This is a genomic window from Pseudomonas schmalbachii, assembly GCF_017589465.1.
Classification (GTDB): Bacteria; Pseudomonadota; Gammaproteobacteria; order Pseudomonadales; family Pseudomonadaceae; genus Pseudomonas; species Pseudomonas schmalbachii.
Window position 1 is genome coordinate 466622 of sequence record NZ_JAELYA010000003.1, and the last position, 24943, is coordinate 491564.

Genomic DNA, 24943 nt, shown 5'->3' on the forward strand with positions numbered 1-24943 from the left:
CTCAGGCTCCCTGTCCGGCGAGGCCCAGCGCCTCACGCACACGTGTTTTCACTTTCACCCGGTAGCGCCGGTCGAGTGCCGCCAGCAGGCCGCCGAAGCCCATCAGCAGACCGCCCAGCCAGATGAAGCGGACGAACGGCTTGATATGCACGCGCACCGCCCATGCGCCGTTGTCCAGCGGCTCGCCGAGAGCAACGTAGAGGTCGCGGGTCAGGCTGCCGTAGATGCCGGCCTCGGTCATCATCGAACGCTGCACGGTATACATGCGCTTCTCCGGATGCAGCACGGTGACTTCCTCGCCATCACGGGTCACCCGCACGGTGCCCTTGTCGGAGGTGAAGTTCGGCCCCTCGAAGTGATGGGTGCCCTCGAAGCGGAACTGGTAACCAGCCAGCTCGATCGACTCGCCCGGCGCCATGCGCATGTCGCGCTGGGCGCTGAACTGGCTGGTCAGCACGATACCGATGGCGCACACAGCGACGCCCAGGTGCGCCAGCTGCATGCCCCAGTAGCTGCGGTTCAGGCCGGCCGCGCCAGCGATCACGCCCTTGTGCCGGACCTTGTCGAAGAAATCGCGCACGCCGGCCAGCACTACCCAGGCCGCCAGCAGGAACACCACCAGCACTTCCCAGTGGAAGTCGCCATAAACGAAGGTGCCGACGCCGCCAAGCACGGCACTGCCGATCAGCACCGGGGTGAGCATGCTGCGCAGCCATTGGGTCGGGGTGTCCTTCCAGCGCACGATCACGCCAACCGCCACGGCCAGCATCAGCACCGCCATCAGCGGCACGAACAGCGCGTTGAAGTACGGCGGGCCGACCGACAGCTTGGCGCCGCTGAGGGCATCCAGCACCAGCGGGTAGAGGGTGCCGAGCAGGATCATCGAGGCGGTCACCACCAGCACCACGTTGTTCAGCAGCAGCAGGGTTTCCCGCGACCACAGGGCGAAGCCGACCTGGCTCTTGACCACCGGCGCGCGCAGGGCGAACAGGGTCAGCGAACCGCCGACCACCACCAGCAGGAAGGCCAGGATGAACACTCCGCGCTCCGGGTCGGAGGCGAAGGCGTGAACGGAGGTCAGCACGCCGGAACGCACGAGGAAGGTGCCGAGCAGGCTGAGCGAGAACGCCGCGATGGCCAGCAGCACGGTCCAGCTCTTGAACACGCCGCGCTTCTCGGTCACCGCCAGCGAGTGGATCAGCGCGGTGCCGACCAGCCAGGGCATGAACGAGGCGTTTTCCACCGGGTCCCAGAACCACCAGCCGCCCCAGCCCAGTTCGTAGTAGGCCCACCAGGAGCCGAGCACGATGCCGATGCCGAGGAAGGTCCAGGCGACCAGGGTCCACGGCCGCGACCAGCGCGCCCAAGCGGCATCCAGGCGACCGCCGAGCAGCGCGGCGATGGCGAAGGCGAAGGCCACCGAGAAGCCCACATAGCCCATGTAGAGCATCGGCGGGTGGATGATCAGGCCCGGGTCCTGCAGCAGCGGGTTGAGGTCGTTGCCGTCGGCTGGCGACTGCGGCAGCAGGCGGGTGAACGGGTTGGAAGTGATGATCAGGAACAGCAGGAAGCCGGTGCTGATCATGCCCATCACCGCCAGCACGCGGGACAGCATCACTTCCGGCAACTGGCGGGAGAAGATCGACACGGCGAAGGTCCAGCCGCCAAGGATCAGCGCCCACAGCAGCAGCGAGCCCTCGTGGGCGCCCCAGACGGCGCTGAACTTGTAGTACCAGGGCAGCGCGCTGTTGGAGTTGCTCGCCACGTAGGCGACGGAGAAGTCGTCATGCAGGAACGCCCAGGCCAGGCAGGCGAAGGCGAACAGCAGGAAGCTGAACTGCCCCCAGGCCGCCGGGCGCGCCAGGCTCATCCACTGGCGGTCGCCGCGCCAGGCGCCGATCAGCGGGAAGCTGGACATCACCAGCGACATGCACAGGGCGAGGATCAGCGAGAGATGACCGAGTTCGGGAACCATGCTCAGTTGCTCCCCTGCGCTGCGCCGCTACTGCCGGCTTCATACTCGCCCATCTTGCCGCTGTCCTTGAGCGCCTTGGTCACTTCCGGCGGCATGTATTTCTCGTCGTGCTTGGCCAGCACCTCGTCGGCTGTCAGCACGCCGTTGGCGTCGAGCTTGCCGAGGGCGACGATGCCCTGCCCTTCGCGGAACAGGTCCGGCAGGATGCCGCGGTACCTGACTGTCACGGACTTGGCGAAGTCGGTGACGACGAACTGGACGTCCAGCGAGTCGGCCGAACGCGTCAGCGAGCCCTTCTCGACCATGCCGCCGGCGCGGATGCGGGTATCCTGCGGCGCCTCGCCATTGGCAATCTGGGTCGGGGTGTAGAACAGGTTGATGTTCTGCTGCAGCGCGGAAAGCGCCAGCGCCACGGCGATACCAACGCCGGCGACGATGGCGAGAACGATGTACAGGCGCTTCTTGCGGACCGGATTCACTTCTTGGCCTCCCGGCGCAGACGACGCGCCTCTTCTTGCAGGTAACGCCGCCGTGCCAACAGGGGCGAAGCGACGTTGATCGCCAGCACCGCCAGGCTGATGGCGTATGCCGACCACACATAGGGACCGTGATGGCCCATGGCGATGAACTCGCCGAACGACTGGAAACTCATAGCGCGCGCTCCACTTCAGCCTTCGCCCAGGACGAGCGCGATTCGCGCTTGAGCACCTCGAGGCGCATGCGCATCAGCAGAACGACGGCGAAGAAGCAGTAGAAACCGGCGACCATCAACAGCAGCGGAATCCACATCTCCGGCGGCATCGGCGGCTTCTCGGTGAGGGTGAAGGTGGCGGGCTGGTGCAGGGTGTTCCACCACTCCACCGAGTACTTGATGATCGGGATGTTCACCACGCCGACGATGGACAGCACCGCGCAGGCCTTGGCCGCGCTGTCGCGGTTGCTGATCGACTGGCCGAGGGCGATGACGCCGAAATAGAGGAACAGCAGGATCAGCATCGAAGTCAGGCGTGCGTCCCAGACCCACCAGGCGCCCCAGGTCGGCTTGCCCCAGATGGCCCCGGTGACCAGCGCGACGAAGGTCATCCAGGCGCCGATCGGCGCGGCGCACTGCACGGCGACGTCGGCGATCTTCATCTTCCAGATCAGGCCGATGGCGCCGGCCACCGCCAGCATCACGTAGCAGGACTGGGCGAGGAACGCCGCCGGCACATGGATATAGATGATGCGGAAGCTGTTGCCCTGCTGGTAATCCGGCGGCGCGAAGGCCAGCCCCCAGACGATGCCGGTGACCATCAGCAGCAACGCGGCAATGGCGAACCAGGGCAGCCAGCGTCCGCTGATCTCGTAGAACCACTTGGGTGACCCAAGCTTGTGAAACCAAGTCCAGTTCATCATCAGGCTCTGTATTCAGGGCTCTTTATACAGCCGCCGGTACCGTCCGCGGTCCGGCAAGCACTTCATTCGCCGACGCTGATCTTCAGGCCGGCGGCGATGGCAAAGGGCGTCAGCGTCAATGCTAACGCCGTCAGGCTGCTCAGCCAGAGCAGGTGCCCGGCGGTCGGCAGGCCTTGCAGCGAAGCCTGCAGGGCACCGCTGCCGAGAATCAGTACCGGTATGTAAAGCGGCAGGATCAGCAGCGCCAGCAGCAGGCCGCCGCGCTTCAGGCCAACGGTCAGCGCTGCGCCGACCGCGCCGAGCAGGCTGAGGATCGGCGTTCCCAGCAGCAGCGAGAGCAGCAGCACCGGCAGGCAGCGTCCCGGCAGCCCGAGCATGAGAGCGAACAGCGGGGCGAGCAGCACCAGCGCCAGCCCGGAAATCAGCCAGTGTGCCAGCACTTTGGCCAGCACCAGAAGAGGCAGAGGGTGCGGCGAAAGGACCCACTGCTCCAGCGAACCGTCCTCGAAATCGCTGCGGAACAGGCCGTCCAGCGACAGCAGCACCGCAAGCAGCGCCGCGACCCACACCAGGCCCGGCGACAGGGTCTTCAGCATCTGGCTTTCCGGCCCTACGGCCAGCGGGAACAGGGCGATGACGATGGCGAAGAACACCAGCGGATTGGCCAGCTCCGCCGGCCGGCGGAACAGCAGGCGCGCTTCGCGGGAAAGCAGCAGGGTGAAGACGTTACTCATGCACGCGCTCCGCGCTTTGCCGGGCCACTTCGCGTCCATGCTGGCCGAGGTCGAGGGCGCGATAGCCGGCAGGCATGCGCTCCAGGGTATGGTGGGTGGTCAGCACCACCAGGCCGCCGCGCTCGCAGTGCTGCGCCAGATGCTCTTCAAGCTGGGCCACGCCCTGCTTGTCGAGGGCGGTGAAGGGTTCGTCGAGAATCCACAGCGGCGGCGGATCGAGATACAGGCGCGCCAGGGCCACGCGACGTTGCTGGCCGGCGGACAGGGTGTGGCAGGGAACGTCCTCGAATCCGCGCAGGCCGACGGCCGCCAGTGCCTGCCAGATAGCCTCGTGGCTGGCCGGACGGTGCAGGGCGCACAGCCAGGCGAGGTTTTCCTCGGCGGTGAGCAGCCCCTTGATGCCGGCGGCATGGCCGATCCACAGGAGGATGCGCGCCAGTTCGCCGCGCTGCTCCTGCAGTGGCTTTCCGTTCACCCGCACCACGCCAGCGGTCGGCTGCATCAGCCCGCAGAGCAGGCGCAGCAGGCTGGTCTTGCCGCTGCCGTTAGGGCCTGCCACCTGCAGCATTTCGCCGGCCGCCAGACGCATGTCGAGACGGTCGAAGAGCATGCGCCAGTCCCGCTCGCAGGCGAGCGCCACGGTTTCGAGAAGCGGGCTGGTCAAGGCATCGGAACCCATCGGATAAATAGGACTAAAGTCGGCGCTTGCCGGGCCGCTACAAAGAGCAGGGGCGGCCGCCTGCCGGACGGGGCGGCATTATACACGCCCCGCCCTGAGCCCGAAGTCAGCTTTTCAACAGGTTGTAACCCAGTATGCCAAGTGCGATTGGCGCCACCCCGCCACTCCCGCCCAGCACGTCGCCACGCGCGAGCCAGCCGTCGGCGGAGCTGACGCTGCGGCTCGCCCGCAGCCTTGGCGAGCTGCTGCCGCCCGGGCAGAGCGCAAAGGCCGAAGTGCTGGCGGTGAAAGAGGCGCAGGTCAGCTTCCAGTTGCTGCTGCGCCTGACCCTGGCGGACGGCCGTCAGGCCCTGGCCACTGCGGAAAGCCCGCGCGCCCTGCCCCAGGGCAGCAGCCTGAACATCGCCGCCCTGTCGCCAACCAGCCTCGCCGCCACCCTGCTCACCTCGAACAGCGCGCCGCCACTGAGTGAGATCGACCTGGAACAGGTGCCCGCCGGTACCCTGCTGCAGGGCAAGGTGCTTTCCAGCGAGCCACTGGACGAGGCCGAGGCGCGTCAGCCGGCATACCGGATTCTGCTGCGCGTACTGAACACCCCGCTCGCCGGACGCCAGCTCAGCCTGGACTCCGCACACCCGCTGCCGATTGGCAGCCTGCTCAGCGCCCAGGTGCAGGCCAGCCAGATGCTGCGTTTCATGCCGCTTTCCAGCCGTCTCGAACGTCTCGACCTGGCCCGCCAACTGGCCAGCCAGCAGAGCCGCCAGGCCGCGCTGCCGGCACTGTTCGATGCATTGCAGGGACTGAAACAGGGATCGGACCTGCCGGAAGGACTGAGGACCGCCGTCGACAGCCTGCTTGCCGGCCTGCCGGACGCCCGCCAGCTCAGCGATCCCGACGGGCTGGCACAGGCACTGCAGCGCAGCGGCGGCTTCCTCGAAGCCCGACTATTGCAGGGCCTCGCCGCTCAAGGCGACTTCAAGGCCAATCTGCTGCGCCTGGTTGCCCAGTTGCTGCCCGCATTGGGAACTGCCACTCCTGCCCTTCCCGGCAATGGCCAACCCTTCGCCCCGGAGCACGCGCTGCCAGCCCTTGCCCGAAGCGTATTCGGCGTGCCCGGCGCCCGTGCGGAAGAGGGCGGATTCCCCCTGCCCGGCCGCCTGATCCTCGACCCAAGAGATGACGGCGGCCTGGAAGCGCTGCTCAAGCTCGCCAGCGCCGCCCTGGCACGTCTGCAGACTCACCAGTTGAGCAGCCTGGCGCAGAGCGAAACGCTGCCGGACGGCACCCTGCTGAATACCTGGCAGATGGAGATCCCGCTGCGCCAGCAACGCTCGCTGGTGCCGATACAGGTGCGCATCCAGGAGGAACAAAGACAGAAAGACCGGGAGCAGAAGGGGGAAATCCTCTGGCACCTTGAACTGGCCTTCGACCTGGACACTCTCGGCCCCCTGCAGGTCCAGGCCTGCCTGGCCCAGGGAGCGCTTTCCAGCCGCATCTGGGCCGAACTCGACAGCACGGTCCGCCTGATCGAAGGCGAGCTTGGACATTTGCGTCAGCGTCTTGACGACGCCGGCCTCACCGTCAACCAGTTGTCCTGCAGCCAGGGCAAACCGCCACGCAGCCAGCGCACGGCCGTGGAACAGCACTGGGTGGATGAAAACGCATGAACCCGTCGAACGCACCTCGCCAAGCCATCGCCCTCGCCTACGATGGGCAGAACACGCCTACGCTGAGCGCCAAGGGTGACGACGAGCTGGCCGAGGCCATCCTCGCCATCGCCCGCGAATACGAAGTGCCGATCTACGAGAATGCCGACCTGGTGCGCCTGCTGGCCCGCCTGGAACTTGGCGAAGCGATTCCCGAGGCGCTGTATCGCACCATCGCCGAAATCATCGCCTTTGCGTGGTATCTGAAGGGCAAGAGCCCTGCTGTCGAGACGACATCAGGGCAGATATTCGAGGGATGAGTACCGGGCAGGAATAGCCCGGTCAAAGGAATGGCAGGCAGGCTTTCGCAAGTTGCTCGGCCCGCCTGCCGATGTCGATCGTCATGAGCAGAGAGCGGCAGGCTCTGCCGGGTCGCGCTGGTCCTGACGGCCACAGCCACAGCCGCCGCGACCCTCAACGTCCTCTGCGCAATCCGGGTCGCCGATGGCTTCGCGCAGTTGCGCGAGGTTGAACGGCTTGTCCAGTACCTGCAGCAACGGCACGCTGCTGCTGCATGCCCAGCGGAACAGCCGCGTCTTGTCATGTTCGTTGAAGCTGCCGATCAGGAGGAACTGGCCGATCTGGTGGTTTTCGCTCAGACGGCGCAGGGTCGCCATTTCACCGACGCCGGGTGTGAAGTCGTCATAGATGAACAGGCTGTAGGGGTTCTTCTTCGACAGCACCTTGCGAACTTCGTCCAGGTTCTGACAGAGGCTCAGGTGAAAGTAGTTCAGACGATTGAGCAGGACGCTGTAGTTCAGCAGGCGGCCTGGTTGGGAACACAGCACCAGTACCCTGCGCGGATTAGGTGTCATTTGGGTGACCTTTGGGTAAATGTCCAATGATGATGGACAATCTAGCCCCCTGACGTACCGGCATAGATCAGACAAATCTGATTAGGGAGTCAGACTTTTGCTCAAAATTCTTTGAAGCAATCCCCATCCCGAGTGTTTCATCGCCTTTACAGCCCCGATCTAGAGCGCTTCGACGCCGACCAAGCGCCTTGCACGGCGAACGTTCGCTGCTAGATTTCTGCAATAGCGTCTTGCCATCTCCGGACACCTGATCGTGCCGATGCCCGCCCTTGGCTCTCGCGGTGACGCAGCGACGGCAGCGGCAGCACGTGCCCTGCCAGGTCAATGGCTAACCCTGGGGCTGAGCTTTGCCGGGGCATGGAGCGCGCAGGCATGGCGGAAGCGCCGCGATCATTTCAGGACTGGCTCGACTGGGGCGCAAATCTATTGGCCAGGTTCGGCCACGAAATGCTCGGGTCGCTGCATCACCTGCCCGCTGCCCTTGTGGTTGCCTCGCTGGTCACTATCGGCCACCACAAATTCCATTTACTGGATGCCGTCGATACCTATGCATTTCTGGGTATCGGCAACCTCACGGCCTTCCTGACTACCGAGTGCAACTCCCGAGATGCGAAGAAAGATAAAAGATGTCGGCCACCACAGATCACCGTGGCTGGCATCGATCAGCTCACGTATGAAAAGCACTACCGCGAGCGCTCTCCATTGGATCGCTGCCAACTGCGGCACGACCTGAGAGCTTTTTATGAAAGCCCACGACCACCAAGAATGATGGTCATCGATCTGGACCTGTCGCCCACACCGACGGAAGCCTCCTACGGCAATGTGCCGATGCAAGATAAAAATGACTGCGATGAACAGCTTTACAAATTGATCACAGACAACCAGCTCAGCACTCGTACGGTGCTTATGGAACCGTTTGCGTTAACCGATCCAAACGTGGGACGCGACGCCAGACGAAATGCATGGGCATGGCGCCAGCGCATGCAAGAGCGCGCGAATGTTGTCTTCGCTGATGGACGGCTACCAGTCAGCTATGGCGTGGTCACCAAGGCGCCGTGCGTACCTCATGGGCTTGCCGTCGCCGCCATGCGAGATATCTCCGTTATTACGAGCGGCAGATGTATGGAAAAACCGGACGGCATGTTTCTGATCGCTCCACGGCACTACCTGTCTTCCTTACATACGGTCAATGTCGGAGACATCCGCCTACTAAGTGAACGTTTCAAACTTACCGACGGCGACAAGATCACCATCAGGCACCTGGCTTACGAAACCAAGGTAGTGTTCTTTGGCGGTACCTACGGCCTGGACGATGTGTTTCTCACTCCTATCGGCCATTTGTACGGTGTAGAAGTACATGCAGCAGCATTCATGTCGCTGCTGGAGCCCGCCAGCGACTTCTCCCATCTGCTTGCCTTCCTGCTCGAAGTCGCAATCGGCCTGCTCTTCGGCGTGGTCATCTCCTGGTGCTGGGGCAAGTACTACCACCTCCGCTTCAGCAACCAGGAGCGCTACCGACTCTCCGCCCCCTGGGTGGTTCTAGGTCTGGGTTTTGCCCTGTGCGTGTTGCTCGTAGTGGTAACGATGTTTTCCTATTTGCAACTTCGCGATCACAACCTGTGGCTATCGCCCATTCCTATTGCTCTCGGGATGCTGATCGAGAGTTTCTTCACTGGCGCAGTACATGGAGCAGTGAAGGAAGGCCTGCGTGAACGCTGGGATCTGGCGGAAAAACTTGAGCAGGCGTTCGACGCCGGTCCGAAGCAATTTCACGCCGCCCTCCAGCAAGCCCGTCAGGATGCTCACGACGACCATCCAGTCCCGGTGCGCAAACCCATCCACATCGATCCGCTACGACCGTTCCGCGAAGACTGGGTAGCAGCCTCGCTGAAACTTGCTGGTCGCTTGCTCTTCCTCACTCTGGTGGCCACCGCTCTGGGTATCACCCTTTCTCATGTCAGTTAGAGGAACTGTTCCCATGAAAATCCCGACTCTCTGCCTCAGCGTAATGGCATTGCTCGCCAGCAGCAGTATCCATGCCATGGAATGCAAGGGACTCGACGAGATAAGGAGCAAAAGCAATTCGGCCGCTTTGCAACAACTGGTGAAATCGGTCGCAAACAACCAGGACGACGTCGCCGATTGTGATTCGGTAGCGACAGTAATGAACAAGGCAGCCAGGACAGATATCGAGGCCGGCCGAAAACTCGAAGAAGACCGCCCCTACAACCCCAGCGAAGCCCAGGCCAACTACGCCAAGGCGCAATCCGACCCCGAAGTACGCCAGCGCCTGGATCAGGTCAGCAAGGAGGTCAGCGACAGCAACCAGCGGCTGCTCTACCAGGCTGCAATCCTCGACGAGGAAGGCTACTACAGCGCCCGCGACATGCTGGTCCGCCAACTCCGGCAACAACTCAAATGACAGGCCGGCGCCTGCCCGAGGAGGCTCCATGACACCGTGTGCATCGACAACCTGCTGGACGCTGGCCTGCGTCACCCTGCTGGCCGCCTGCAGCGGCGCTTCGATTTCCAACCCGTTGAGCAGTGGCAGCAGCGACGTGCAGGTGAAGGAAATCACCAATCTCTCGCCGCGAGCGTCCGTCGTGCTCGACAAGAACTGCCCGGACCTGGTGCAGCCCTATCGGCTTGCCGACAACGTCGCCTCGATGACCATGTTCAGCGTCAAGGAGGGCCTCAAGGGCGTCAGCAGTCAGCTGACCAGCATGCTCAGCGGAAAATCGGCCGCGCCGACCACTGGCGGCAGCCTCTCCGACTCGACCAAGCTGGCCGCCAAGCAGCTCAACTGGATGCCCATGACGGCCGAGGAAATGTACGCCGAGCGCCAGCACAACAAGCGCACCGACCTGCTGTCGCGCACCAGCAAGCTCGGTCGCAAGTACTACCCGACCGCGGACAAGATGCTTGCCGACATCCTCGCCAGCATCAAGGAACCCTACGACTACCGCTTCAAGCTGTTCATCGTGAAGACCGACAACCGCAACGCCCTCGCCCTGCCCGGCGGCTACCTGTACCTCGACCAGGGCCTGCTCGACACACCCGAGCACCAGCGCAAGGCCTACTTCGCCCTGGCCCACGAGATCGGCCACGTGCTGCAGCGCCATGAAACCAAGGAAATGCAGAGCCTGGTGGTGGACTCCTTCACCGTGAAGGAGGAACTGGTCGATACCATCCAGTCCGCCAGGAACAACCCGGGCGCCGTGGTCGACCGCATCAAGCTGGAGAAGGGGCAGTTCACCCAGCACCATGTGGACCAGGAACTGCAGGCCGACTCATGCGCGGTGAAGATGCTCAGCCATGTCTATCCGGACAACCAGCAACTGGCTGCCACCATCGATACCTTCGTCAAGGATCTGCCGCAGGTGCGCCCCGCCGCCTCGTCCGGGAGCGTCCAGGCGATGTCCGAGGAGGTCTACGACATCGTCAACTCGCCGATGATGCGTCACCCCAATACCCGGGAACGCACCGACAACCTGCAGGCGATCTATCGCGAGGTCACCAGCATCACCACGGCGGCGCAATAGCGGCGCGTCAGCCCGTCTGCTGCCGGTTGCCGTGCAGGCGGGCCATCAGTTCCGCCTCGGCACGCGACAGGCCGCAGCTCTGGCTCAGCTCGGTAGCGCTGGCGCCGAGGCCGACCAGCCGCGCCGCCTGGTTGAACGACAGGCTGGCGGGATCGCGCTGCTCGATGCGGTTCAGGCGCTCCGGCAGCGGCGCGACCTGGCTGCCCAGCTCGCGCAGTTGCTCGCCCAGGCGCACGTTGACCTGCTGGTACGCTTCGAGCCGCTTGCCCAGCTCCTTCGCCCGCTGATCGAGCTCGGCGACGTGGGCCGCCTGCTGCGCGAGCAGTACGGACTGGCGGCGCTGGTCGCGCAGCAGGAAGGCGAATACGACCGCCAGCGCGACGCAGGCACAGCCGAGTACCACCAGGGCGATCAGCATTTCAGATGACCTCCAGCTCCGACCATTCTTCGTCGGTCAGCATCTTTTCCAGGTCGACCAGGATCAGCAGCACGCCGTTCTTGTTGCACACGCCCTGGATGAACTTGGCCGACTCGTCGTTGCCGACGTTGGGTGCGGTCTCGATTTCCGACTGGCGCAGATAGATCACCTCGGCGACGCTGTCGACCAGGATGCCGACCACCTGGCGATCCGCCTCGATGATGACGATGCGGGTGTTGTCGGTCACCGGCGCCGGTTCGAGACCGAAGCGCTGGCGGGTGTCGATCACCGTCACCACGTTGCCGCGCAGGTTGATGATGCCCAGCACATAGCTCGGCGCGCCCGGCACGGGAGCGATCTCGCTGTAGCGCAGGACTTCCTGCACCTGCATCACATTGATGCCGTAGGTCTCGTTGTCCAGGCGGAAGGTGACCCACTGCAGGATCGGATCCTCGACGCTTTGCGCTGCTACTTTGCTCATATCCCCTCGCCTCTTGCTGTTGCGCCGCGACGGCATCCGTGCGGCGGTTATCGTTCGTTCCGGTACCGGGCGTTCAGGCCCGGCCGCTGTTGCGCGACGCGCCGCCGGCGAGCATCCCGGCCAGTGCCGAAACGTCGAGCAGCGCGCACATCTGTTCGATCACGGTGCCGGCCAGCCACGGCCGCTGCAGACGCCGGGTGCGCCACTTGACCTCCGACGGGTCGATGCGCAGCGAGCGGCTGACCTGATGCACCGCCAGCCCCCAGTCGTAGCCCTGCACCGAAATCACGTATTTCAGGCCTTCGCGGTAATCGTCGCGGTAGCGCTCGGGCATCACCCAGCGCGCGGTATCCAGCACCTTCAGGTTGCCCTGCTGGCCCGGCAGCAGGCCGAGGAACCAGTCCGGCTGGCCAACCAGCGGCGTCATCTCGCGGCCTTCCAGGGAATGGATCGAGCCGAGGCAGACCAGCGGCACCGCCAGGGTCAGGCCGGCCACGTCGAACAGCAGGCACTCGAACGGTTCGGCGGCCCACGGCGGCAGGCCGCTGTCGAGCAGGGCCAGCGGCGCCGACGGCAATTCGGCGGCACCCGGCTGGCGCAGTTCGATCACCGGCGCGGCCGGCGTCGGCTCGCGCGGCGCCTCGACAGGCGGCTGGCGCATGCGCGCATCGCGGATCTGCTCTTCCAGCACCGCCGCCTGGAACTCGTCGGCGCTGACGCTGCTCACCACTACCGGCGACGGCTCGACCTCGCCATACAGCGCTTCGCAGGTGGCTTCCTGCAGTAGCGAGTCGAGATAGGACTGCAGCGCGAGCTGGGGACGCGTGGTGGTGGCGGAATGGCTCATGACGGAAATCCGCGCGAATGGATTGGCCGGTATATCGGCAGCACGCCGGCAGGACTTGAATGCATGCTCAGGCCACCTGCGCCGCCGGCTCGCCCGCCAGCAGGTGCTGCAGCAGCGCGCGATAGGCGATCACTCCGCGGCTGGAGCCATCGAAGCGCGACGGCACCAGGCCGTTGCGGCTGGCATCGCGCAGGCGCGTGTCCACCGGGATGAAGGCCCGCCAGAGGTTGTCCGGATAGCTGTCGCGCAACACCCGCAAGGCGCCGATGGAAGCCTGGGTGCGACGGTCGAACAGGGTCGGCACGATGCTGAACGGCAGCGCCTGGCGACGCGAGCGGTTGATCATCGCCAGGGTGGCGATCATCCGCTCCAGCCCCTTGAGGGCGAGGAATTCGGTCTGCACCGGGATCACCAGGTGCTGGCTGGCGGCCAGCGCGTTGACCATCAGCACGCCCAGCAGCGGCGGGCTGTCGATGATCGCGTGGTCGAAGTCGTTCCACAGCTGCGCCAGGCTTTTCGAAAGCACCAGGCCGAGACCATTCTGCCCGGGCGACTGGCGCTCCAGGGTGGCCAGCGCGGTGCTCGACGGCAGCAGCATGAGGTTTTCGTGGCTGGTCGGCAGCAGCAGTTGGCGCGGCAGCCCTTCGGGCACCTGGCCCTGCTGCTGGAACAGGTCGAACACGCTGTGTTCGAGGCTGTCCGGGTCGTGGCCGAAATAGCTGGTCATCGAGCCGTGCGGATCGAGATCGACCACCAGCACGCGCTTGCCGGCATCGGCCAGCAGGCCGGCCAGGGCGACGGTCGACGTGGTCTTGCCGACACCGCCCTTCTGGTTGGCAATCGCCCAGATTTTCATTGCTTGGCTCCCCACGACCGCATGACGCTCAGCTCCCCGACGCTGACGAAGATTTGACGGGTTTCCCCCCGCTGGCGGACTGCGGTGCAGGTTGCGTGCCAGCATCCTGCCTGGCGTCCGCCGCACCGGTGGAGACGCGGCGCACGTCGAGGTTGCGCGACACCACCAGCACCACCCGCCGGTTGCGCGCGCGCCCCTCGGCATCGGCGTTGTCCGCCAGCGGACGGAACTCGCCGTAGCCCACCGCCGCCAGCCGGCCGGGATCGACGCCGTCCTGCGCCAGCAGGCGGACGATGCTCGCCGCCCGCGCCGTGGACAGCTCCCAGTTGGTCGGGAAGCGCGCGTTGTGGATCGGCACGTTGTCGGTGAAACCCTCGACGTTCACCGGGTTGCGGTACGGCGCCAGAATCCCGGCGACCTTCTCGATGATGTCGAAGGCGGCTTCGTTGGGAATCGCCTCGCCGCTGGGGAACAGAAGGCTGGAACTGAGGGTGATCTCGATCCACTGCTCGTTGCCGCGCACATGCAGCTGGTCGGTGGCGATCAGGTCGCCGAACGCCGCGCGCACGCTGTCGGCGATCTGCTTCAGCGGGTCGCCCTCCGCCGAGCCGTTCTGCACGTCGCGCAACAGCTCTTTCTGCGTGGTGCGCGGCCGCTCCTCGCCGATGGGGATCGCCTTCATCGCCTGCTCCGGCTGGTTGAACACGCCGGTGAGGGTTTCCGAAAGAATCTTGTACTTGCCTTCGTTGATCGACGAAATGGAGTACATCACCACGAAAAAGGCGAACAGCAGGGTGATGAAGTCCGCGTAGGAAACCAGCCAGCGCTCCTGGTTCTGGTGTTCCTCGCGATGCCGGCGCCGCGCCATTCCGCCCCCGTCAGCCGGCGAAGCCTTGCAGCTTCAGTTCGATGGAACGCGGGTTCTCGCCCTCGGCGATGGACAGCAGGCCTTCCATCAGCATTTCGCGGTAGCTGGACTGGCGCAGCACCAGGCTCTTCAGCTTGTTGCCCATCGGCAGCAGCAGCAGGTTGGCCAGGCCGACGCCATAGATGGTGGCGACGAAGGCGACGGCGATGCCGCTGCCCAGTTGGCCGGGATCGGCGAGATTGCCCATCACGTGGATCAGGCCCATCACCGCGCCGATGATGCCGATGGTCGGCGCGTAGCCGCCCATGCTCTCGAACACCCTTGCCGCCTGCAGGTCGCGTTCTTCCTGGTTGACCATGTCCACTTCGAGGATGCTGCGGATGACCTCCGGCTCGACGCCATCGACCAGCAATTGCAGGCCCTTGCGTGCATACGGATCGGCCTCGCTGTCGGCCAGCGCTTCGAGGCCGAGCAGCCCCTCCTTGCGCGCGCTCATGGCCCAGCCGACCACGCGGTGGATGCCGCCGACCAGGTCGATGCGCGGCGGGAAGAACACCCAGCGCAGCATGGTCATGGCGCGCTTGAGCACTTGCACCGGGGTCTGCACCAGCGCCGCCGCCAGGGTGCCGCCGATGACGATCAGCGCCGCCGAGCCGTTGGCCAACGCGCCGATATGTCCGCCTTCGATGAAATTGCCGCCGACAATCGCGACCAGCGCGAGGATCAGGCCGACAAGGCTCAGCACATCCATCAGTCGCGCGGCCCCGCGCAGGCATCGACCAGATGCCGGCCGATGTCGTCGAGGCCGTAGATCGCGTCGGTCAGACCGGCCTTGGCGACCGCCATCGGCATGCCGTAGATCACGCTGCTCGCCTCGTCCTGCGCCCACACCTGGCTGCCGCTCTGCTTGAGCAGGCGCGCGCCCTCGCGGCCGTCGGCGCCCATGCCGGTGAGCACCAGCGCCAGCACCTTGTCGCCGAAGGCGCGTGCCGCCGAGCCGAAAGTCACGTCAACGCACGGCTTGTAGTTCAAGCGTTCGTCGCCGGGCAGGATGCGCACCGCGCCGCGCCCGTCGACCATCATCTGCTTGCCGCCCGGCGCCAGCAGGGCCAGGCCGGGGCGCAGCAGGTCGCCGTCCTCGGCTTCCTTCACGCTGATCCGGCAGAGCTTGTCGAGGCGCTCGGCGAACGCCTTGGTGAACGCCGCCGGCATGTGCTGGACCAGCAGCAGCGGCACCGGGAAGCTGGCCGGCAGTTGCGCCAGCACACGCTGCAGCGCGACCGGCCCACCGGTGGAGGTGCCGATGGTCACCAGCCGGTAGGCCTTACGCTTTGGGACCGGAGAGACCGCGGCAGGCGCCGGACGCACGCTGGCGAGTGCCGGCTGCGGCGCCGGAGCGCTGGCCAGGCCGCTGTAGCGGCGGTTGCTGCGGGCGATGGTGTGGATCTTCTCGCAGAGCAGTTGGCGGACCTTCTCCGAATTGCGCGAGACTTCCTCGAAGTTCTTCGGCAGGTAGTCCACCGCGCCGGCATCCAGCGCATCGAGGGTGACCCGCGCGCCCTCGTGGGTCAGCGAGGAAAACATCAGCACCGGCGTCGGACAGCGCTGCATGATGTTGCGCACCGCGGTGATGCCATCCATCAGCGGCATCTCGTAGTCCATGGTGATCACGTCGGGCTTCAGCGCCTGCGCCTGCTCGATGGCCTCGCGGCCATTGCTGGCGGTGCCGATCACCTGGATCTGCGGATCGGAGGAAAGGATTTCCGAAACGCGCCGGCGGAAGAACCCGGAATCGTCCACCACCAGGACTTTGACAACCATAAAAGCTCCTTGCATCGCGCGCGGCAGCCCGCGCGCAAGCGATCAGTTACGTACGCCGCGCGTAGCGCTTGAGCATGCCCGGCACGTCGAGGATCAGGGCGATGCGGCCGTCGCCGGTGATGGTCGCGCCGGCCATGCCGGGCGTGCCCTGCAGCATCTTGCCGAGCGGCTTGATCACCACTTCTTCCTGGCCCACCAGTTGGTCGACGACGAAGCCGATGCGCTGGTTGCCCACCGCGAGGATCACCACATGGCCCTCGCCCGGTTCCTCGTAGGCCGCGCCCGGCACCAGCCAGCGCTTGAGATGGAACAGCGGCAGCGCCTTGTCGCGGACGATCACCACTTCCTGGCCATCGACCACGTTGGTACGCGACAGGTCGAGGTGGAAGATCTCGCTGACGTTGACCAGCGGGAAGGCGAACGCCTGGTTTTCGAGCATGACCATCAGGGTCGGCATGATCGCCAGGGTCAGCGGCACCTTGATAGCAATCTTCGAACCCTGGCCCTTCACCGAGTAGATATTGATGATGCCGTTGAGCTGGGAAATCTTGGTCTTCACCACGTCCATGCCGACGCCACGGCCGGAGACGTCGGAAATCTCGGTCTTGGTCGAGAAGCCCGGGGCGAAGATCAGGTTGTAGCAGTCGGACTCGCTGAGGCGCTCGGCGGCGTCCCTGTCCAGCAGGCCCTTCTCCACCGCCTTGGCGCGCAGCACGTCGGGGTCCATGCCCTTGCCGTCGTCGGAGATCGACAAGAGGATGTGGTCGCCCTCCTGCTCGGCCGACAGCACCACCCGTCCCGAGCGCGGCTTGCCGGCAGCCTCGCGCTCGTCGGGGCCTTCGATGCCGTGGTCGACGGCATTGCGCACCAGGTGCACCAGCGGATCGGCCAGCGCCTCGACCAGGTTCTTGTCGAGATCGGTGTCCTCGCCGACCAGATCGAGGTGGATCTCTTTCTTCAGGTTGCGCGCCAGATCGCGGACCAGGCGCGGGAAGCGGCCGAAGACCTTCTTGATCGGCTGCATGCGGGTCTTCATCACCGAGGTCTGCAGGTCGGCGGTGACCACGTCGAGATTGGCCACGGCCTTGGCCATCGCCTCGTCTTCGCTGTTCAGGCCCAGGCGCACCAGACGGTTACGCACCAGCACCAGCTCGCCGACCATGTTCATGATCTCGTCGAGCCGCGCGGTATCCACCCGCACGGTGGTTTCCGCTTCGTGGGCCGGACTCTTGTCGGCGGTGGGACGGGCGGCCTCCACTGCCGGGATGGATTTCTCCACGACGCTTTTCGCAGCCGGCTGGGTGGCCACGGTCGCGGCGGGCGAACCGCCGAACCTGCCCTTGCCATGCAACTGGTCGAGCAGCGCCTCGAATTCGTCCTCGCTGATGTTGTCGTCCTGCGCAGCGGGAGTCACCTCGACTGCCGCTACAGGCTTGGCTTCCACGGAGCCGGTGAACTTGCCCTTGCCGTGCAGCTGGTCGAGCAGCGATTCGAACTCGTCGTCGCTGATCTGGTCGTCGTCGGCCGCCGGCTGGGCGACAGGCTGCTGCGCAGCACCGCTCGCCGGAGCGCCACCGAACTTGCCCTTGCCGTGCAACTGGTCGAGCAGCGATTCGAACTCGTCGTCGCTGATCTCGTCGCTGCCGGCGTCGGCGGACCTGGCAGCGACCACTGGCGCGGGCGCGGCCTGCTCGGCCGGCGGCTCCAGGGCGTTGAGCAACTCCTCGAACTCGGCGTCGGTGATGTCGGCGTAGCCGGCCGATTCGGCCTGCTCCACCATTTCCTGGATCACCGGCGGCAGTTCGGCAGCTTCCGGGTCGGCAAGCCGCGACAGCGCGGCCAGCAGTGCCGGGGAAGCTGGTGATGGGTCGCGCTGGTCGCGCACCTGGTCGAACATCTCGTTGATCGCATCCAGCGCCTGCAGGACCACGTCCATCAGCTCCGGGCCGACCTTGCGTTCGCCCTTGCGCAGGATGTCGAAGACGTTTTCCGCGATGTGGCAGCAGTCCACCAGCGCGTTCAGCTGGAGGAAGCCGGCGCCGCCCTTGACGGTATGGAACCCGCGGAAAATGGCGTTGAGCAGATCCATGTCGTCCGGCCGGCTTTCCAGCTCGACCAGTTGTTCGGACAGTTGCTCGAGAATCTCGCCGGCCTCAACCAGGAAGTCCTGGAGGATTTCCTCATCGGCGTCGAAGCTCATTCAGTACTCCCCAAATAGGGTCCGTCGATGTGTCGCCACACCCACAGACCAAAAGCGCCCATCAGAAACCCAGGCTGGACAACAGATCGTCCACATCGTCCTGGCTGGAAACCACGTCCTCTCTCTTATCGGCAGCAACCTGCGGACCTTCACCCTGGGAGGATCTTTTTCTTGCCGCTTCGTCGCGCATGCTTTCGTGGTCATGCTCGATACCGACGTAGCGGTCCACCTGGCCGGCCATGCAGACCAGCTTGACCAGGTCGCGCTCGACATCGGTGACCAGCCGGGTGACGCGCTTGATCACCTGCCCGGTGAGGTCCTGGAAGTCCTGGGCGAGCAGGATGTCGTTGAGGTTGCTGGACAACATGCGGTTGTCCTCGACGCTGCGCAGCAGGAAGCGCTCCATGCGTGCGGCGAGCAGGCGGAAGTCTTCCGCGCCCAGCTCGCGACGGCGCAGGCGCTGCCACTCGTCGTACAACGCGCCGGCCTCGTTGCCCAGCTCGCCGAGCAGCGGCGTGCTCTGCTCCACCAGGTCCATGGTGCGGTTGGCCGCGTCCTCGGTCATGCGCACCACGTAGGACAGGCGATCGGTCGCATCGGCGATCTCCGACACTTCCTGCGCGATTGGCGAGCGAGGGTCGATCTGGAAGTTGACGATGGCGTTGTGCAGTTCGCGCGTCAGCTTGCCGACTTCCTGATACAGGCCGCGATCGCGCACCTGGTTCAGTTCGCCGATCAGCTGCACGGCATCGGTGAACTCGCCGCGCTCCAGGCTGGCGACCAGTTCATGCGCGCGTTGTTTCAGGGTCGACTCGAAGTCGCCCACGGTTTCCTTGACCAGTTCCATGACGCCCTCCTGGCCCGTGTCAGGCGCTGACCCGTTCGAAGATTTTCTCGATCTTTTCCTTCAGCACCTGCGCGGTGAACGGCTTGACCACATAGCCGTTCACGCCGGCCTGCGCCGCTTCGATGATCTGCTCGCGCTTGGCCTCGGCGGTCACCATCAGCACCGGCAGATGCTGCAGACGCGCATCGGCACGCACCGTGCGCAGCAGGTCGATGCCGGTCATGCCGGGCATGTTCCAGTCGGTGATGAGGAAGTCGAAATTGCCGCTGTGCAGCATCGGCAGCGCGCTGGTGCCGTCGTCGGCCTCGGCAGTGTTGGTGAACCCCAGGTCGCGCAGGAGGTTCTTGATGATGCGCCTCATCGTGGAGAAGTCGTCCACGATGAGAATTTTCATATTTTTGTCCAAGCCTGCCTCCATCCATACCCAGGTACGTCCCCCCGGACGCACCGTTCGATCTTTCGCCCGGCGCCATGCGCCCGGCCCTTACAAGACGGCGGGAGGCAACTGCCTCCCGCCAAAATCATTCATGCGGGCGCCACAGCGGGCGCCAGGCAACTTGCCTAGCCGCCGCGCCACTCGGCCAGCCGTGCGCGCAAGCGGGCGGCGCACTGGCTGTGCAACTGGCAGACCCGCGATTCGCTGACGCCCAGCACCTCGCCGATCTCCTTCAGGTTCAGCTCTTCGTCGTAATACAGCGCCAGCACCAGCCGCTCGCGCTCCGGCAGCTTGCCGATGGCCTCGGCCAGGGCGGCCTGGAAGCGTTCGTCCTCCAGTCCGCTGGATGGCTCGTTGTCCAGCAGCACGGTGTCTTCCCGCAGTCCGCCGCCCTGCTCGCCGTCCTGCAACAGGTCGTCGAAGCTGTACAGCCGGCTGCCCTGGGTGTCGGCGAGAATCGCGTAGTAATCGTCGAGACTCATCTCTAATTCGGCAGCGACTTCCTGATCTTTAGCGTCGCGTCCGGTTCTCGCTTCCACGGCGCGGATCGCATCGCTCACCAGACGGGTGTTGCGGTGCACCGAACGCGGCGCCCAGTCGCCCTTGCGCACCTCGTCGAGCATGGCGCCACGGATGCGGATGCCGGCGTAGGTCTCGAAGCTCGCGCCCTTGCCGGCGTCGTATTTCTTCGCCGCTTCGAGCAGGCCGATCATGCCGGCCTGCATCAGGTCCTCCACCTGCACGCTGGCCGGCAGGCGGGCGAGCAGGTGATAGGCGATGCGCTTGACCAGCGGGGCGTGGCGCTGGATCAGCTGCTCCTGGGCGTTCTGCGCCTGCGCCTTGCCGTAAAGGCGCGCTCCCGCGGCCGACCTCATACGGCCGATCCCGCGCCGACGTTCTGCACCAGGCGCTCGATGAAGAATTCCAGATGGCCGCGCGGGTTGGCCGGCAGCGGCCAGCTGTCGACCTTCTGCGCCACCGCCTTGAACGCCAGCGAAGCCTTGCTGCGCGGGAAGGCCTCGTACACCGCGCGCTGCTTCTGCACGGCCTTGCGCACCGACTCGTCGTATGGGATGACGCCGACGTATTGCAGCGCCACGTCGAGGAAGCGGTCGGTGACCTTGGTCAGCTTGGCGAACAGGTTGCGGCCTTCCTGCGGGCTGTGCGCCATGTTGGCCAGCACGCGGAAGCGGGTGATGTCGTAGTCGCGGTTGAGCAGCTTGATCAGCGCGTAGGCATCGGTGATCGAGGTCGGCTCGTCGCACACCACCAGCAGGACTTCCTGCGCGGCGCGGACGAAGCTGATCACCGAGTCGCCGATGCCGGCGGCGGTGTCGATCACCAGCACGTCGACGTTGTCGCTGATGTCGCTGAACGCCTGGATCAGTCCGGCGTGCTGCATGGGCGTGAGGTGCACCATGCTCTGCGTGCCGGATGCCGCCGGGACCACACGGATGCCGCCCGGCCCCTGCAGCAGCACGTCGCGCAAGTCGCACTCGCCGGCGATCACATCGGCCAGCGTGCGCTGCGGCGACAGGCCGAGCAGCACATCGACGTTGGCCAGGCCCAGGTCGGCGTCCAGCAGGATGACGCGCCGGCCGAGATCGGCCAGGGCCAGGGCCAGGTTCACCGACACATTGGTCTTGCCGACGCCACCCTTGCCACCGGTGACAGCGATTACCTGAACGGGATGCATGCTACCCATAAGTCTTACCTTGTCTGGTCATTCGCACGTTGCGCGGTTCCCCGCGCCCGGCACTCCGGTTTCGGTGCTCTCCCGATCCCGGCGTTCGCGGACCTGCATTCCGAGCATCCGCATTGTCTGGCCAACCCTGGCCGTCTTCGAAACTTCAACCCACTCGCCGCGCCAGGCCGGAAAACAGCTCGGCCATGGTGTCCTCGCAGGGATCTTCCGCCTGCAGGCTCACCGCGCGGCTCACCAACTGGTGGCTGCGCGCCAGTTGCAGGTCGTCCGGAATCCGCGGACCGTCGGCCAGGTAGGCTACCGGCAGGCGCTGACTGATCGCCAGCGCCAGAGATTCGCCGAGACTGCCCGCCTCGTCCAGCTTGGTCAGGATGCAACCGGCCAGGCCGCAATGACGATAGGCGTGCCAGGCCGACTTCAGCACCTGGCTCTGGCTGGTCGTCGCCAGCACCAGATAATTCCGCACCTTCAGGCTCTGCGCCGCCAGCGCTTCGAGCTGCATGCGCAGCGCCGGATCGCTGGCCTGCAGGCCGGCGGTGTCGATCAGCACCAGGCGCTTGCGCGCCAGCAGCGGCGCGACAGCCTGCAGCAGCGACTGGCCGGGATCGACCAGCGTCACGGAAACGTCGAGGATGCGCCCGAGGGTGCGGATCTGCTCCTGCGCACCCAGACGGTAACCGTCCATGCCCACCAGCGCCAGGCTCTGCGAGCCGTATTTCAGTACGTACTGCGCGGCCAGCTTGGCCAGGGTGGTGGTCTTGCCCATGCCGGCCGGACCGACCAGCGCGACCACCCCGCCCTGCTCCAGCGGATCGTCTTCCGGCGTCTCCACCGCGCGGGTCAGGTGCGCCAGCAGCATGCGCCAGGCCTGGCGCGGATCGGCGATGCCGGCCACCTGTTCCAGCAGTTGCCGGCTCAGCTCCGCCGGCAGCCCCATGCGCTGCAGGCGGCGCCACAGGTTGGCCTGCTTCGGCCGCTGCTGCTGCAGCTGGCCCCAGGCGATGGAGCCGAGCTGCACTTCGATCAGTTCGCGCAGGCCGTTGAGCTCGCTGCGCATCGCCTCCAGCGCACCGGTGTTCGGAGCGGCCGCCACGGGCTCGCTGATCGGCGCTGCGGCCGGCCGGGCGTCGTACATTTGACGGTTCTTCGCCGGCGCCTCGACCTTGCGGGTGGGCGCTTCGAGGTCGGCCTTGGCCTGGGCGATACGCGCCTGGGTCTTGCGCAGCTCGGCCTCCAGCGCCGGATTCGGCTTGCCCGGCGCTGCCGGCGGCTGGTAATCCAGCGCAGCGGTCAGCTCCACGCCGCCGGCAACCCGGCGGTTGCCGATGATCGCGGCATCCGCGCCGAGTTCGTCGCGCACCAGTTTCATGGCCTGGCGCATATCGGCGGCGAAGAAGCGTTTTACCTGCATGACCCGAGCCCCTTAGTTCTGTGCCACTTATTAGTTCTGGCCAACGGTGGCGACGATGGTGACTTGCTTGTTTTCCGGAATTTCCTGGTAGGCCAGCACATGCATGCCCTGGACCGCCATCCGCGCGAAACGCGACATCATCGCGCGGATGGGACCGGCCACCAGCAGGATCGCCGGCTTGCCGAGCATCTCCTGGCGCTGCGCCGACTCGACCAGCGAGCGTTGCAGCTTTTCGGCCATCCCCGGCTCCAGCAACATGCCGTCTTCGGAACCCTGTCCGGCCTTCTGCAGACTATTCAGCAATATCTGTTCCAACCTGGGCTCCAGAGTGATCACAGGCAGCTCCGGCTCTAGTCCCACAATGCTTTGCACGATTGCGCGGGCCAGCGCGACGCGAACGGCCGCAACCATGGCGGCGGGATCTTGACTCCTGACGGCGGTGTTCGCGATGGCCTCGGCGATGGTGCGGATGTCGCGTACCGGCACCTGCTCCTGCAGCAGAGCCTGCAGCACCTTGAGCAGCCCGGACAGGGAAATCAGCCCCGGCACCAGTTCCTCGGCCAGCTTCGGCGAACTCTTCGCCAGCAGTTGCAGCAGTTGCTGGACTTCCTCGTGGCCGATCAGCTCGTGGGCGTGCTTGTGCAGCACCTGGTTGAGGTGGGTGGCGACCACCGTGCTGGCGTCCACCACGGTGTAGCCCAGCGACTGCGCCTGGTCGCGCTGGCTGGCCTCGATCCACACCGCCTCCAGGCCGAACGCCGGGTCCTTGCCGGCGATGCCGTTGAGGCTGCCGAACACCTGGCCGGGGTTGATCGCCAGTTCGCGGTCCGGATGGATCTCCGCCTCGGCGACGCTGACGCCCATCAGCGTCAAACGATAGGCGTTGGGCAACAGGTCGAGGTTGTCGCGGATGTGCACCGACGGCATGAGGAAGCCGAGGTCCTGCGAGAGCTTCTTGCGCACGCCCTTGATCCGCGCCAGCAACTGCCCGCCCTGGTTGCGGTCGACCAGCGGAATCAGCCGGTAGCCGACTTCCAGGCCGACCATGTCCACCGGGGTCACGTCGTCCCAGCCGAGCTCCTTAACTTCCTGCGCGCGCTGCGCCGGCAGCAGTTCCTGCTGGCGCTGGGTTTCCTGCTCGACCGCCACCTTCGCCTGCCGCTGGCGCTGCCAGATCAGCCAGGCACCGCCGGCCGCCAGCGCGCCGAGGCCGACGAAGGACACATGCGGCATGCCCGGCACCAGGCCCATGGCGATGAGGATCGCAGCGGAAATCGCCAACGCCTTGGGCGAGGCGAACATCTGCCGGTTGACCTGCTGGCCCATGTCCTCGGAACTGGAAACGCGGGTCACCATGATCGCCGCGGCGGTCGACAGCAGCAGCGACGGCAACTGCGCCACCAGGCCGTCGCCGATGGTCAGCAGCGCATACACCTTGCCGGCATCGGCGAAGGTCATGGCGTGCTGGATCATGCCGATGGCGATGCCGCCGATCAGGTTGATGAAGAGGATCAGCAGGCCGGCGACGGCGTCACCGCGGACGAACTTGCTGGCACCGTCCATCGAGCCGTAGAAGTCGGCTTCCTGCGCCACTTCGCTGCGACGCTTCTTGGCTTCCGTCTGCTCGATCAGGCCGGCGTTGAGGTCGGCATCGATGGCCATCTGCTTGCCGGGCATGGCGTCGAGGGTGAAACGCGCGCTCACCTCGGAGATACGCCCGGCGCCCTTGGTGACCACCACGAAGTTGATGATCATGAGGATGGCGAACACCACGATACCGACCACGTAGTTGCCGCCGATCACCACCTCGCCGAACGCCTGGATCACCTTGCCGGCGGCGGCGTGGCCATCGTGGCCGTGGAGCAGCACCACGCGGGTGGAAGCGACGTTCAGCGCCAGGCGCAGCAGTGTGGCGACCAGCAGGATGGTCGGGAACACGGCGAAATCCAGCGGCCGCAGCGCGTACACGCAGACCAGCAGGACGACGATGGACAGGGCGATGTTGAAGGTGAACAGCACGTCCAGCAGGAACGGCGGGATCGGCAGGGTCATCATGGCCAGCATCGCCAGCAACAGCAGCGGCACCCCCAGGTTGCCCCTGCCGAGCCCCGCCAGGCCACTGCGCATCTGCCCGATCAGTTGCGTGCGATCCACCCTCGACTCCCTTTCCCTAGCGCCGGCAAATCGCCTGCGAAATCAAAACTTTG

The 24943-nt window shown here is 65.5% G+C and carries 26 protein-coding genes; 5 read left to right on the forward strand and 21 right to left on the reverse strand.

The genetic code is table 11. The features are described 5' to 3' along the window. Window position 1: 1 nt before the first annotated feature. The 6 genes from JFY56_RS10895 to ccmA form a co-directional block, all read right to left on the reverse strand. Window positions 2-1975, reverse strand: a complete 1974-nt coding sequence (locus tag JFY56_RS10895; protein WP_208313671.1) for a heme lyase CcmF/NrfE family subunit — start codon at window positions 1973-1975, stop codon at window positions 2-4. Window positions 1976-1977: 2 nt separating this feature from the next. Beyond that, window positions 1978-2454: a cytochrome c maturation protein CcmE gene (ccmE, locus tag JFY56_RS10900; protein ID WP_208313672.1), complete on the reverse strand. Its 477-nt coding sequence runs from the start codon at window positions 2452-2454 to the stop codon at window positions 1978-1980. Then, window positions 2451-2627: a heme exporter protein CcmD gene (ccmD, locus tag JFY56_RS10905; RefSeq protein WP_208313673.1), complete on the reverse strand. Its 177-nt coding sequence runs from the start codon at window positions 2625-2627 to the stop codon at window positions 2451-2453. The genes ccmE and ccmD overlap by 4 nt, the downstream gene beginning before the upstream one ends. Then, a complete protein-coding gene (locus JFY56_RS10910) occupies window positions 2624-3370 on the reverse strand; it encodes a heme ABC transporter permease (protein WP_208313674.1) in 747 nt (248 codons plus the stop codon). Before JFY56_RS10910 ends, ccmD begins: the two co-directional genes overlap by 4 nt. 62 nt (window positions 3371-3432) lie before the next feature. Continuing rightward, window positions 3433-4104, reverse strand: coding sequence for a heme exporter protein CcmB (gene ccmB, locus JFY56_RS10915; protein WP_208313675.1), 672 nt, complete (start codon window positions 4102-4104; stop codon window positions 3433-3435). Then, a complete protein-coding gene (gene ccmA, locus JFY56_RS10920; RefSeq protein WP_208313676.1) occupies window positions 4097-4783 on the reverse strand; it encodes a cytochrome c biogenesis heme-transporting ATPase CcmA in 687 nt (228 codons plus the stop codon). The genes ccmB and ccmA overlap by 8 nt, the downstream gene beginning before the upstream one ends. A 134-nt stretch (window positions 4784-4917) precedes the next feature. Here ccmA and fliK point away from each other — a divergent pair, with 134 nt between their 5' ends. Then, window positions 4918-6450, forward strand: coding sequence for a flagellar hook-length control protein FliK (fliK, locus tag JFY56_RS10925; protein WP_208313677.1), 1533 nt, complete (start codon window positions 4918-4920; stop codon window positions 6448-6450). Then, the gene (locus JFY56_RS10930; RefSeq protein ID WP_208313678.1) at window positions 6447-6749 is read left to right on the forward strand and encodes an EscU/YscU/HrcU family type III secretion system export apparatus switch protein; all 303 of its coding nucleotides are present in this window, start codon (window positions 6447-6449) and stop codon (window positions 6747-6749) included. Before fliK ends, JFY56_RS10930 begins: the two co-directional genes overlap by 4 nt. A gap of 81 nt (window positions 6750-6830) precedes the next feature. Here the strand turns inward: JFY56_RS10930 and JFY56_RS10935 are convergent, their stop codons facing one another. Continuing rightward, complete coding sequence (locus JFY56_RS10935) at window positions 6831-7277, reverse strand: hypothetical protein (protein ID WP_208313679.1); 447 nt, start codon at window positions 7275-7277, stop codon at window positions 6831-6833. Window positions 7278-7676: 399 nt separating this feature from the next. Here JFY56_RS10935 and JFY56_RS10940 point away from each other — a divergent pair, with 399 nt between their 5' ends. The 3 genes from JFY56_RS10940 to JFY56_RS10950 are packed head-to-tail and all read left to right on the forward strand — an operon-like array spanning window position 7677 to window position 10846. Next, a complete protein-coding gene (locus tag JFY56_RS10940) occupies window positions 7677-9269 on the forward strand; it encodes a CHASE2 domain-containing protein (protein WP_208313680.1) in 1593 nt (530 codons plus the stop codon). 13 nt (window positions 9270-9282) lie between these two features. Continuing rightward, complete coding sequence (locus JFY56_RS10945; RefSeq protein WP_208313681.1) at window positions 9283-9726, forward strand: hypothetical protein; 444 nt, start codon at window positions 9283-9285, stop codon at window positions 9724-9726. Between the two features lie 28 nt (window positions 9727-9754). Then, entirely contained in the window at window positions 9755-10846 is a 1092-nt protein-coding gene (locus JFY56_RS10950; RefSeq protein ID WP_208313682.1) for a M48 family metalloprotease, read from the forward strand. A gap of 7 nt (window positions 10847-10853) precedes the next feature. Here JFY56_RS10950 and JFY56_RS10955 read toward each other — a convergent pair whose 3' ends face one another. The 14 genes from JFY56_RS10955 to flhA all read right to left on the reverse strand — a co-directional run bounded on the left by JFY56_RS10955 (window position 10854) and on the right by flhA (window position 24890). Next, the gene (locus JFY56_RS10955; protein WP_208313683.1) at window positions 10854-11264 is read right to left on the reverse strand and encodes a DUF2802 domain-containing protein; all 411 of its coding nucleotides are present in this window, start codon (window positions 11262-11264) and stop codon (window positions 10854-10856) included. A 1-nt stretch (window position 11265) separates the two neighbouring features. Beyond that, window positions 11266-11745 carry a chemotaxis protein CheW gene (locus JFY56_RS10960; RefSeq protein WP_208313684.1) on the reverse strand — a complete coding sequence of 160 codons (480 nt, stop codon included), beginning with the start codon at window positions 11743-11745 and terminating at the stop codon, window positions 11266-11268. Between the two features lie 73 nt (window positions 11746-11818). Continuing rightward, window positions 11819-12592 (reverse strand): CheW domain-containing protein, encoded by a 774-nt coding sequence (locus tag JFY56_RS10965; protein ID WP_208313685.1) that lies wholly within the window; start codon window positions 12590-12592, stop codon window positions 11819-11821. Between the two features lie 67 nt (window positions 12593-12659). Further along, window positions 12660-13448, reverse strand: coding sequence for a ParA family protein (locus JFY56_RS10970; protein ID WP_208313686.1), 789 nt, complete (start codon window positions 13446-13448; stop codon window positions 12660-12662). Window positions 13449-13476: 28 nt separating this feature from the next. Next, window positions 13477-14316: a flagellar motor protein MotD gene (gene motD, locus JFY56_RS10975; protein ID WP_208313687.1), complete on the reverse strand. Its 840-nt coding sequence runs from the start codon at window positions 14314-14316 to the stop codon at window positions 13477-13479. A gap of 10 nt (window positions 14317-14326) precedes the next feature. Next, complete coding sequence (locus JFY56_RS10980; RefSeq protein ID WP_208313688.1) at window positions 14327-15067, reverse strand: flagellar motor protein; 741 nt, start codon at window positions 15065-15067, stop codon at window positions 14327-14329. Next, a complete protein-coding gene (locus JFY56_RS10985; protein WP_208313689.1) occupies window positions 15067-16137 on the reverse strand; it encodes a protein-glutamate methylesterase/protein-glutamine glutaminase in 1071 nt (356 codons plus the stop codon). The genes JFY56_RS10980 and JFY56_RS10985 overlap by 1 nt, the downstream gene beginning before the upstream one ends. Window positions 16138-16183: 46 nt before the next feature. Beyond that, window positions 16184-18337, reverse strand: a complete 2154-nt coding sequence (locus tag JFY56_RS10990) for a chemotaxis protein CheA (RefSeq protein ID WP_208313690.1) — start codon at window positions 18335-18337, stop codon at window positions 16184-16186. A gap of 61 nt (window positions 18338-18398) precedes the next feature. Beyond that, window positions 18399-19184, reverse strand: coding sequence for a protein phosphatase CheZ (locus JFY56_RS10995; RefSeq protein WP_208313691.1), 786 nt, complete (start codon window positions 19182-19184; stop codon window positions 18399-18401). A gap of 19 nt (window positions 19185-19203) precedes the next feature. Next, window positions 19204-19578 (reverse strand): chemotaxis response regulator CheY, encoded by a 375-nt coding sequence (locus tag JFY56_RS11000; protein ID WP_208313692.1) that lies wholly within the window; start codon window positions 19576-19578, stop codon window positions 19204-19206. A gap of 167 nt (window positions 19579-19745) precedes the next feature. Further along, window positions 19746-20495, reverse strand: a complete 750-nt coding sequence (fliA, locus tag JFY56_RS11005; RefSeq protein ID WP_208313693.1) for an RNA polymerase sigma factor FliA — start codon at window positions 20493-20495, stop codon at window positions 19746-19748. Continuing rightward, window positions 20492-21325: a flagellar synthesis regulator FleN gene (gene fleN, locus JFY56_RS11010; RefSeq protein WP_208313694.1), complete on the reverse strand. Its 834-nt coding sequence runs from the start codon at window positions 21323-21325 to the stop codon at window positions 20492-20494. Before fleN ends, fliA begins: the two co-directional genes overlap by 4 nt. Before the next feature lie 145 nt (window positions 21326-21470). Next, window positions 21471-22736: a flagellar biosynthesis protein FlhF gene (gene flhF / locus JFY56_RS11015; protein WP_208313695.1), complete on the reverse strand. Its 1266-nt coding sequence runs from the start codon at window positions 22734-22736 to the stop codon at window positions 21471-21473. Between the two features lie 30 nt (window positions 22737-22766). Next, window positions 22767-24890, reverse strand: coding sequence for a flagellar biosynthesis protein FlhA (gene flhA, locus JFY56_RS11020; protein ID WP_208313696.1), 2124 nt, complete (start codon window positions 24888-24890; stop codon window positions 22767-22769). Window positions 24891-24943: the final 53 nt, after the last annotated feature.

What these genes read in the sequence shown, in the direction of transcription:
- ccmD (WP_208313673.1), bottom strand. Translation starts at nt 2,627, where the DNA reads ATGAGTTTCCAGTCGTTCGGCGAGTTCATCGCCATGGGCCATCACGGT.
- fliK (WP_208313677.1), top strand. Translation starts at nt 4,918, where the DNA reads ATGCCAAGTGCGATTGGCGCCACCCCGCCACTCCCGCCCAGCACGTCG.
- JFY56_RS10940 (WP_208313680.1), top strand. Translation starts at nt 7,677, where the DNA reads ATGGCGGAAGCGCCGCGATCATTTCAGGACTGGCTCGACTGGGGCGCA.
- fliA (WP_208313693.1), bottom strand. Translation starts at nt 20,495, where the DNA reads ATGAGGTCGGCCGCGGGAGCGCGCCTTTACGGCAAGGCGCAGGCGCAG.
- JFY56_RS10960 (WP_208313684.1), bottom strand. Translation starts at nt 11,745, where the DNA reads ATGAGCAAAGTAGCAGCGCAAAGCGTCGAGGATCCGATCCTGCAGTGG.
- flhF (WP_208313695.1), bottom strand. Translation starts at nt 22,736, where the DNA reads ATGCAGGTAAAACGCTTCTTCGCCGCCGATATGCGCCAGGCCATGAAA.
- JFY56_RS10995 (WP_208313691.1), bottom strand. Translation starts at nt 19,184, where the DNA reads ATGGAACTGGTCAAGGAAACCGTGGGCGACTTCGAGTCGACCCTGAAA.
- JFY56_RS10970 (WP_208313686.1), bottom strand. Translation starts at nt 13,448, where the DNA reads ATGAAAATCTGGGCGATTGCCAACCAGAAGGGCGGTGTCGGCAAGACC.
- JFY56_RS10895 (WP_208313671.1), bottom strand. Translation starts at nt 1,975, where the DNA reads ATGGTTCCCGAACTCGGTCATCTCTCGCTGATCCTCGCCCTGTGCATG.
- JFY56_RS10965 (WP_208313685.1), bottom strand. Translation starts at nt 12,592, where the DNA reads ATGAGCCATTCCGCCACCACCACGCGTCCCCAGCTCGCGCTGCAGTCC.
- JFY56_RS10910 (WP_208313674.1), bottom strand. Translation starts at nt 3,370, where the DNA reads ATGATGAACTGGACTTGGTTTCACAAGCTTGGGTCACCCAAGTGGTTC.
- JFY56_RS10945 (WP_208313681.1), top strand. Translation starts at nt 9,283, where the DNA reads ATGAAAATCCCGACTCTCTGCCTCAGCGTAATGGCATTGCTCGCCAGC.
- ccmA (WP_208313676.1), bottom strand. Translation starts at nt 4,783, where the DNA reads ATGGGTTCCGATGCCTTGACCAGCCCGCTTCTCGAAACCGTGGCGCTC.
- JFY56_RS11000 (WP_208313692.1), bottom strand. Translation starts at nt 19,578, where the DNA reads ATGAAAATTCTCATCGTGGACGACTTCTCCACGATGAGGCGCATCATC.
- JFY56_RS10985 (WP_208313689.1), bottom strand. Translation starts at nt 16,137, where the DNA reads ATGGTTGTCAAAGTCCTGGTGGTGGACGATTCCGGGTTCTTCCGCCGG.
- motD (WP_208313687.1), bottom strand. Translation starts at nt 14,316, where the DNA reads ATGGCGCGGCGCCGGCATCGCGAGGAACACCAGAACCAGGAGCGCTGG.
- fleN (WP_208313694.1), bottom strand. Translation starts at nt 21,325, where the DNA reads ATGGGTAGCATGCATCCCGTTCAGGTAATCGCTGTCACCGGTGGCAAG.
- JFY56_RS10955 (WP_208313683.1), bottom strand. Translation starts at nt 11,264, where the DNA reads ATGCTGATCGCCCTGGTGGTACTCGGCTGTGCCTGCGTCGCGCTGGCG.
- JFY56_RS10990 (WP_208313690.1), bottom strand. Translation starts at nt 18,337, where the DNA reads ATGAGCTTCGACGCCGATGAGGAAATCCTCCAGGACTTCCTGGTTGAG.
- JFY56_RS10980 (WP_208313688.1), bottom strand. Translation starts at nt 15,067, where the DNA reads ATGGATGTGCTGAGCCTTGTCGGCCTGATCCTCGCGCTGGTCGCGATT.
- JFY56_RS10930 (WP_208313678.1), top strand. Translation starts at nt 6,447, where the DNA reads ATGAACCCGTCGAACGCACCTCGCCAAGCCATCGCCCTCGCCTACGAT.
- ccmB (WP_208313675.1), bottom strand. Translation starts at nt 4,104, where the DNA reads ATGAGTAACGTCTTCACCCTGCTGCTTTCCCGCGAAGCGCGCCTGCTG.
- JFY56_RS10950 (WP_208313682.1), top strand. Translation starts at nt 9,755, where the DNA reads ATGACACCGTGTGCATCGACAACCTGCTGGACGCTGGCCTGCGTCACC.